6 protein-coding genes are annotated in these 7,499 nt (G+C 68.4%); 3 read left to right on the top strand and 3 right to left on the bottom strand.

Features of this window, described 5'->3' with window-relative positions; genetic code table 11:
- Window positions 1–352 (top strand): EF-Tu C-terminal domain-related protein (locus tag AC1DSO_RS18925; protein WP_477070284.1); only part of this gene is annotated, 352 nt, incomplete at its 5' end.
- 880 nt (window positions 353–1,232) lie between these two features.
- On the opposite strand, the gene AC1DSO_RS18920 is transcribed toward AC1DSO_RS18925, so the two are convergent.
- The 3 genes from AC1DSO_RS18920 to AC1DSO_RS18910 form a co-directional block, all read right to left on the bottom strand.
- Complete coding sequence (locus AC1DSO_RS18920) at window positions 1,233–1,619, bottom strand: hypothetical protein (RefSeq protein ID WP_477070283.1); 387 nt, start codon at window positions 1,617–1,619, stop codon at window positions 1,233–1,235.
- A gap of 605 nt (window positions 1,620–2,224) precedes the next feature.
- Window positions 2,225–2,530, bottom strand: a complete 306-nt coding sequence (locus AC1DSO_RS18915; RefSeq protein ID WP_477070282.1) for a UBP-type zinc finger domain-containing protein — start codon at window positions 2,528–2,530, stop codon at window positions 2,225–2,227.
- Between the two features lie 11 nt (window positions 2,531–2,541).
- Window positions 2,542–4,197: an FAD-dependent oxidoreductase gene (locus AC1DSO_RS18910; protein WP_477070281.1), complete on the bottom strand. Its 1,656-nt coding sequence runs from the start codon at window positions 4,195–4,197 to the stop codon at window positions 2,542–2,544.
- 120 nt (window positions 4,198–4,317) lie between these two features.
- Here AC1DSO_RS18910 and fdhD point away from each other — a divergent pair, with 120 nt between their 5' ends.
- Together fdhD and AC1DSO_RS18900 are read left to right on the top strand one after the other, a co-directional pair.
- Window positions 4,318–5,133, top strand: coding sequence for a formate dehydrogenase accessory sulfurtransferase FdhD (fdhD, locus tag AC1DSO_RS18905; protein WP_477070280.1), 816 nt, complete (start codon window positions 4,318–4,320; stop codon window positions 5,131–5,133).
- Window positions 5,133–7,424 carry an FdhF/YdeP family oxidoreductase gene (locus AC1DSO_RS18900; RefSeq protein ID WP_477070279.1) on the top strand — a complete coding sequence of 764 codons (2,292 nt, stop codon included), beginning with the start codon at window positions 5,133–5,135 and terminating at the stop codon, window positions 7,422–7,424. The genes fdhD and AC1DSO_RS18900 overlap by 1 nt, the downstream gene beginning before the upstream one ends.
- Window positions 7,425–7,499 lie beyond the last annotated feature (75 nt).

The following is a 7,499-nucleotide window of genomic DNA, read 5'->3' as shown; positions in this document are numbered from 1 at the left end:
GCTGCGCGGCACCAAGCGTGAAGACGTCGAGCGCGGCCAAGTGCTGTGCAAGCCGGGTTCGATCACGCCGCACACCAAGTTCGTGGCCGAAGCCTACATCCTGAACAAGGAAGAAGGCGGCCGTCACACCCCGTTCTTCACCAACTACCGTCCGCAGTTCTACTTCCGCACGACCGATGTCACCGGCATCATCAAGCTGAAGGAAGGCGTGGAAATGATCATGCCGGGCGACAACGCCGAGCTGGACGTCGAGCTGATCACCCCGATCGCCATGGACCAAGGCCTGCGCTTCGCCATCCGTGAAGGCGGCCGCACCGTCGGCGCCGGCGTGGTGGCCAAGATCGTCGAGTAATCGATCGATCTTCAGCGCACGCTGATCTGAGCTAAGCGAAGGCCCCGGAGAGCGATCTCCGGGGCCTTTTGCTTTTGGAGCGGCGTTCGCATCGGGCGGAGCAGGCGGTTTTTAGCCTAGGTCGCCCCTGTGAAGACGGCCAACAGCACGAAGGTCCAAAGGGCCAAGGGAACCATTGGAAGGCCACTTGCAGCTACGCGCCAACGCTTCGAAAGAATGACCGCGGCAAGGAAGAGTACGAGTCCCATCCAAAAGAGGCCAAGGCCGAGGCCCATCACGCCGCGTAGGGCGGGCAGCGAACTTGTCCCAAGCGTCACCGCGACGAACGGGGCGCCGGCGACCATTGCCGCACCAAACCCTGCTAAGAGCGCCAGCCGCCGCTTGTGAGAGCCATCATAGCTGAACCAGAACACAGCTATCGTAGCTACGAAGCCCGCGATGGCGACGGCCGCCAGGAAAAACCAGCTTGTCATCGCGGAGCAAGATCCGCGACGGGCGGTGAGCCGACGTCCGAGCTCATCGAGCTGTGCCTGCCATGAGCATTTGCTCCTCAACGCTCAGTGCGGGGAGCTGTCGCGGTGATCGTCCCAAGCTCCCAATCCCATTGCGCATCCTCTCGCCTCCAGTAGACGTTGCGGCCTAACCGGCTCGCCTACAAGCCGGCGTTCCGAAGTCCTTCGTTGGGTGGCGAGCGGACATCCGGAATCCCTCTTTCTCAGAGAGAGGGAATTGGTGGGTCCGCCATGGGTCGAAAGCGGGAATTGGCGAGGTCTCTGAACTCAGACCTTGCGCTCCTATTCCGGCGCCGCACCCCAGCTAGGGTGCGAAGCGGACGTCGTTGCCGGAAGTCCCAAGACGGGCTCGCCAGCCATCTGCGTGACTATTGGAGCGCCCGTAACTGGATCATTTGCGGCCGCCCTGACTCCACGTTTTCGCTTGAAAAGTAGATGCCGCCGGCCGCGTCGACCGAAACGCGTCTACAGAATTGGGGGCGTGGCGGCGTTTTCACGCAAAGGCGTCCGTCGGCCACGGTGAAATTGCCCCACGTCACCGCACGACCCTGAAGCTCGTAGATGCCTCCCGCATGAAAAATCTCGATGTGATCCGCGACCGCCGTATCGACGCTGACGTCGGCGAACCTAAGGGCGATTTCGGAAGCTGGGAGCGGCTTCAGATCCATGGACGGCGTCGGGCCAGGTAAGATTCCAGCCGTTGCGGTCGTAATCCAGAAGGCGACTGTGATGATTGCCTGGGCGGTGACGCTCATACGCTGAGCCTATCCGGGCGAGAGAGGTCAGCAAAGGGCCGAGAAGGCGCCTTAGCCCCTCCTGAATCCCCGCCGTCGCGCGGGGACACGCGGGTTTCAGCGCGAGCGAAATCAACGTCTTGGCTCCGCAAGCAGCGAGCCCATCCAAAATCGACGCATCACCCTGAAAACCGGACCCATACTTCTCCTTGCCCCGTCGCGGGGGAGGGCGTTCAGCTGGCGACCGAATGCGCGGCGGGGGTGATCGAGCGGGAAGCGCTCGCCGGGTCTCCTAAGGAGACTCGCCTTCGTGACGGATCCAGCGGCGGGTTCCCTGAAACATCGGGACGAAGCCCTGGCGGCGACGGCTTGGCGGACGCACCAGGCGCGGGCTGAAATCGCCCGCGCGGTCCGGAGGGAACGCATTTCTCTCCGCTCGCCGGGGGCCTCTTTCGGAAGCGGGTTAAGACCCCGCGCGTCGAGGGCTCACCGGATAACGGTCACGCGGAGCGCTCCGGCCTCGGCCGAAACGGTACTCCACTACAATCTCATCCGGGCCCTGCCCGGACGCTCCGCCGCCTCCCCAACCCGCCGGCCCAACCGGCGGAAGGGCGCCGTGCTGCGCCTCACCCCTCGACAAACCGCGGAATAGGCCCGACCTGCGCCGTCTGGTCCGGCAGCTCGACGAACTCCTCGTCGATGAAGCACCAGCCCCAGCCCTCGGGTGGATCATAGCCCTCGATGATCGGGTGCTTGCTGGCGCGGAAGTGGGCGGTGGCGTGCTTGCTGGGACTGTCGTCGCAGCAGCCGACATGGCCGCAGGTGCGGCACAGACGCAGGTGCACCCACCAGCCGCCGGTCTTCAGGCACTCCTCGCAGCCCTTGGCGCTGGGCGTGACCGAGCGGATGGCGTCGCCGTGCGTGCAGCTCATCGGAAGGTCCCTTAAGCGTCGGCCAGATAGGCGTGGATGGCGGCGACGGCCTGGGCGCCTTCGCCGACGGCGGCGGCCACCCGCTTGACCGAGCCGGCCCGGGCGTCGCCGATCGCGAACACGCCCTTGCGGCTGGTCTGCAGCAGCGGATGGCCCGGCGCCAGGTCGGCCCCGGTGCGCACGAAGCCGTGGTTGTCCAGCTCGACCCGGCAGTGGGCCAGCCAGGCGGTGTTGGGCGCGGCGCCGATGAACAGGAAGAGGTGGCTGATGGCCTGGGTGGTCTCCAGGCCGCCCGGACCGCGCCAACGCACCGCCGACAGCTGGCCGCCCTTGCCCTCGGGGGCGTCGCCTTCGAGGTCGACGACCTGGCTCTTGACCACCACCTCGATGTTCGGCGTGCTCTGGATGCGGTCGATCAGGTAACGGGACATGGTCGCCGCCAGGCTCTCGCCGCGCACGATCATCCAGACCTTCTTGACCTGGCTGGCCAGATAGACCGCCGCCTGGCCCGCCGAGTTGCCGGCTCCGACGAGCGCAACCTCCTGGCCGGCGCACAGCTTGGCCTCCAGCGGCGAGGCCCAGTAGTGGACGCAGGCCCCCTCGAAACGGTCGAGGTTCTCGACCTCCAGCCGGCGATAGCGGGCGCCGCTGGCGATGACCACGGTCTTGGCCTGGGCGCTCTCGCCGCTGGCCAGCTTCAGGCGATAGCGGTGCGAGCCTTCCTCGCAGTCCAGCGAGGCGACCTCGTCGGGAATGGCCAGCTCGGCCCCGAACTTCTGGGCCTGGCCATAGGCGCGGCCCATCAGGGCCATGCCCGAAATCCCCGTGGGGAAGCCGAGATAGTTCTCGATCCGCGCCGAGGCCCCGGCCTGGCCGCCAAAGGCGCGGGTGTCCAGCACCAGCACCGACAGGCCCTCGGACGCGGCGTAGACGGCGGTGGCCAGGCCCGCGGGACCGGCCCCGACCACGGCCACGTCGTAGATGCGGTCGGAGTCGATCGGACCCACCAGGCCGATGCAGCGGCCCAGCTGATAGTTGGTCGGCTGGCGCAGCAGGGTTCCGTCCGGACACAGGACGATCGGCAGCTCGCTGTCGTCGACCTCGAAGCGCTGGATCAGCACATTGGCGCACTCGACCGCGTCGGGATCCAGATGCTGATAGGGATGGCCGTTGCGGGCCAGGAATCCGGACAGGCGGATGACCTCGGAATCGGCGGCGCGGCCGACGATGATCGGCCCGCCGGCCCCGGTCTCGATCAGGCTGACCCGGCGCAGGATCAGGGCGCGCATGATCCGCTCACCCAGTTCCGCCTCGGCGACCAGCACGGCGCGCAGGCGTTCGGGGGCGATCAGCAGGGCCTCGACCTCGCTGATGGCGGCGACGTCGACCAGCGAGGGGCGGCCCGACAGCTGGGCGATCTCGCCGATGAACTGGCCGGCGGCGTGCTCGACGATCGGCTGGCTGTCGTTGTGGGCGTCACGGCGGCTGATCGCCACCCGGCCGGCCAGAATCACGAACAGGCCGGGCGAGGGGACGCCGGAGGTCGCCAGAGCCGCGCCGGCCTCGGCGCGGATCACCTGGCCGAAGCGGCGCAGGCGGTCGATCTCGGCCGGTTCCAGCCGAGGAAACATTTGGGCGCGTCGGGTGTCGAAGGTTGTGCCAGCCATGGGCGGCAGATTGCTCCAGGATCGCGCGCCGGTCACCCGTCCAACGATGAAGGTTTTGAACATTCCCGCCCTAGCGTCATCGGTTGTACCGCCCGGCGCCCAAGGCGTAAGCTCGTCGCCATGTCGCGTTCCCCCGCCACCCGTCGTCCCGCCGTGCAATGGCGCGCCGGACGCTCCCCGGAATCGCTTTCGCGGGACCTGCCGCGCGAGACCGCCGTGGGGCTGTCGTTCGACGGTCGTCCCCATACGGTGCTGATGGCCACGCCCGAGCACCTGGAGGATCTGGCCCTGGRCTTCGTGGTCACCGAGGGAATCGCCGCGGCCGCCGACGTGCTGGCGATCACCGCCAAGGAAGAAGAGCAGGGCGTGCTGGTCGACATCCGCCTGGCGCCCGGCGCGACCGCTAAGAAGGCCCGGCCGCGCAATCTGGAAGGCCGCTCCAGCTGTGGCCTCTGCGGCGTGCAGCGCCTGGCCGACGCGGTGCGGCCGCTGCCGGTGCTGGGCGCGGGCGTCCAGATCGCGCACGAGGCCATACCGCGCGCCCTGGCGGCCCTGGAGGAGCGGCAGGCCTTGGGCCGCCTGACCCGCGCCACCCACGCCGCCGCCTTCTTTGACGCCGACGGCGCGCTGATCCGGGTCCGCGAGGACGTCGGCCGCCACAACGCGCTCGACAAGCTGGCCGGAGCCATGGCCCGCGAGGGGATCGACTCGGCGACGGGCTTCGTCGTCGTCACCAGCCGCTGCTCGTTCGAGATGGTCGAGAAGGCCGCGCGGACGGGCTGTCCGATCCTGGTGGCGGTCTCGGCCCCGACCGAACTGGCGATCGCCAAGGCGGAAGAGGCCAATCTGACCCTGGTCGCCCTGGCCCGCGCCGACGGCCACGCGGTGTTCGCCGGCGGCCAGCGTCTTCTAGAATCCGAAATGGAACCGGCCTGATGGCGAGCGACAAGGTCCCGGGGGTTCGGCCCTATCACCAAGCCGCCGGCGGCTGGGGCGCGCTGAAGGCGGTGGCCGGCGCCCTGGCCGACCAGGAGACGATCGTCGAGGGCGGCAAGACCCTGATGCGCGCCAATCAGCCCGAGGGCTTCGACTGCCCCGGCTGCGCTTGGCCCGACCCCAAGCACACCTCGTCGTTCGAGTTCTGCGAGAACGGAGCCAAGGCCGTGGCCTGGGAGGCGACGACCAAGCGGGCGACGCCGCGGGTCTTCGCCGAGCACACGGTCAGCGAACTGCTGACCTGGAGCGACCACCAGATCGAGGACCTGGGCCGGCTGACCGAGCCGATGGCCTATGATCCGGCCGACGACCGCTACAAGGCCATCACCTGGGACGAGGCCTTCGCGCGGACGGCGGCGGGGCTGAAGGCGCTGGACGATCCCAACCGGGCCGAATTCTACGCCTCGGGCCGGGCCAGCAACGAGGCGGCCTTCCTCTATCAGCTGATGGCGCGGCGGTTCGGGACAAACAATTTCCCCGACTGCTCGAACATGTGCCACGAGCCGACCAGCGTCGGCCTGCCGGACTCGATCGGCCTGGGCAAGGGCTCGGTGACCCTCGAGGACTTCGACCACGCCGACCTGATCCTGTGTTTCGGGCACAATCCCGGCACCAACCATCCGCGGATGATGTCCACCCTGCGCGAGGCCAGCCGGCGCGGCGCGACGATCCTGGCCTTCAACCCACTGAAGGAGCGGGCGCTGGAGAAGTTCGCCTCGCCGCAGGACCCGGTCGAGATGGCGACCCTGACCTCGACCTCGATCGCCTCGGCCTATTACCAGCTGACCATCGGCGGCGACGCGATGTTCGTGCAGGGCATGATGAAGGCGCTGCTGGCGATGGAAGCGCGCGACGGCGGCGTGCTCGATCGTGTCTTTATAGAAGAGCACACCGCCGGTTTCGAAGGCCTCGCGGCGTTCGTCGAGGCGCTGGACTGGGCCGAGATCGAAGCCGGCTGCGGCCTGCCGCGCGCCCGGATCGAGGAGGCGGCGGCGACCTACGCCAAGGCCAAGGCGGCCATCCTCTGCTACGGCATGGGCCTGACCCAGCACCGCGACAGTTCCGGCGCGGTGCAGCAGCTGGTCAACCTGCTGCTGCTGAAGGGCAACATCGGCCGGCCGGGGGCGGGGATCTGTCCGCTGCGCGGCCATTCCAACGTCCAGGGCGCCCGCACGGTCGGGATCGCCGAGAAGCCGTCGGCGGCGATGCTGGATTCGATCCGCGACGTGTTCGGCTTCGAGCCGCCCCGCGCCCACGGTCATACGGTGGTCGAGGCGATCGCGGCGATCGAGCGGGGCGAGGCCAAGGTCTTCGTCGGTCTGGGCGGCAATTTCGCGGTGGCCGCGCCCGACCCGGTGCGGACCTTCGCGGCCATGCGCAAGCTGGACCTCGCCGTCCACGTCGCCACCAAGCCCAACCGCACGCACCTGCTGGTCGGCAAGGCGACGATCCTGCTGCCGTGCCTGGGCCGCACCGAGCTGGACGTTCGGGCCGGCGTGCGCCAGTCGGTGACGGTCGAGGACTCGATGTCGATGGTCCACGCCTCGCGCGGCCTCAATCCGCCGGCGTCCGAGCACCTGCTGTCCGAGCCGGCCATCGTGGCGGGGATCGCCGCGGCGGTGTTCGGAGAGGATCCGCTGGTCGACTGGCCGGGACTGGCTAACGATTACGACGCCGTGCGCGCCCTGATCGCCCGGGTCTTCCCCGGCGCGTTCGACGACTACAATGACAGGATCCGCGTTCCCGGTGGCTTCCGTCTGCCCGTCGGACCGTCGGACCGGATCTGGAAGACGGCGACAGGTAAGGCCAACTTCATCGTCCACGCCCCCAAGGCCGGGGACCCGCGCCGGGGTGATCCGGACGTGATGATCCTGACCACCCTGCGCAGCCACGACCAGTACAACACCACGATCTACGGCGATAACGACCGCTATCGCGGGGTGTTCGGCCGCCGCGACGTGATCTTCGCCAATCCCGACGACCTGGCCCGGCTGGGGCTGGAGCAGGGCGACCTGGTCGATCTTGGCGCGGCCTTCGACGAGACGGGCGAGCGGCTGGTGCGGGCCTTCACCGTGGTGGCGCGCGACATCCCGCCGGGATGCTTGGCGGCCTATTATCCCGAGACCAATGTGGTGATCGCCCTGGATGACCACGACCAGCGCTCGGGCACGCCGGCCTACAAGTCAGCTCCGGTGCGGCTGCGCAAGCATCAGGCGGCTTGGCCCGCCTAGCGGCTGGAGCCGGGCCCGCGGTCGACTAAGCGACCGCCGTTCCATGACTTCTGGGTCATGACCACGAATTAAGTC

This window comes from Caulobacter sp. P4_E5 (assembly GCF_056401555.1).
Note: the sequence above shows the minus strand (reverse complement) of the source record. Positions and strands in the feature narration are given on the sequence as shown.

What these genes read in the sequence shown, in the direction of transcription:
- AC1DSO_RS18900 (WP_477070279.1), top strand. Translation starts at nt 5,133, where the DNA reads ATGGCGAGCGACAAGGTCCCGGGGGTTCGGCCCTATCACCAAGCCGCC.
- AC1DSO_RS18910 (WP_477070281.1), bottom strand. Translation starts at nt 4,197, where the DNA reads ATGGCTGGCACAACCTTCGACACCCGACGCGCCCAAATGTTTCCTCGG.
- AC1DSO_RS18920 (WP_477070283.1), bottom strand. Translation starts at nt 1,619, where the DNA reads ATGAGCGTCACCGCCCAGGCAATCATCACAGTCGCCTTCTGGATTACG.
- AC1DSO_RS18915 (WP_477070282.1), bottom strand. Translation starts at nt 2,530, where the DNA reads ATGAGCTGCACGCACGGCGACGCCATCCGCTCGGTCACGCCCAGCGCC.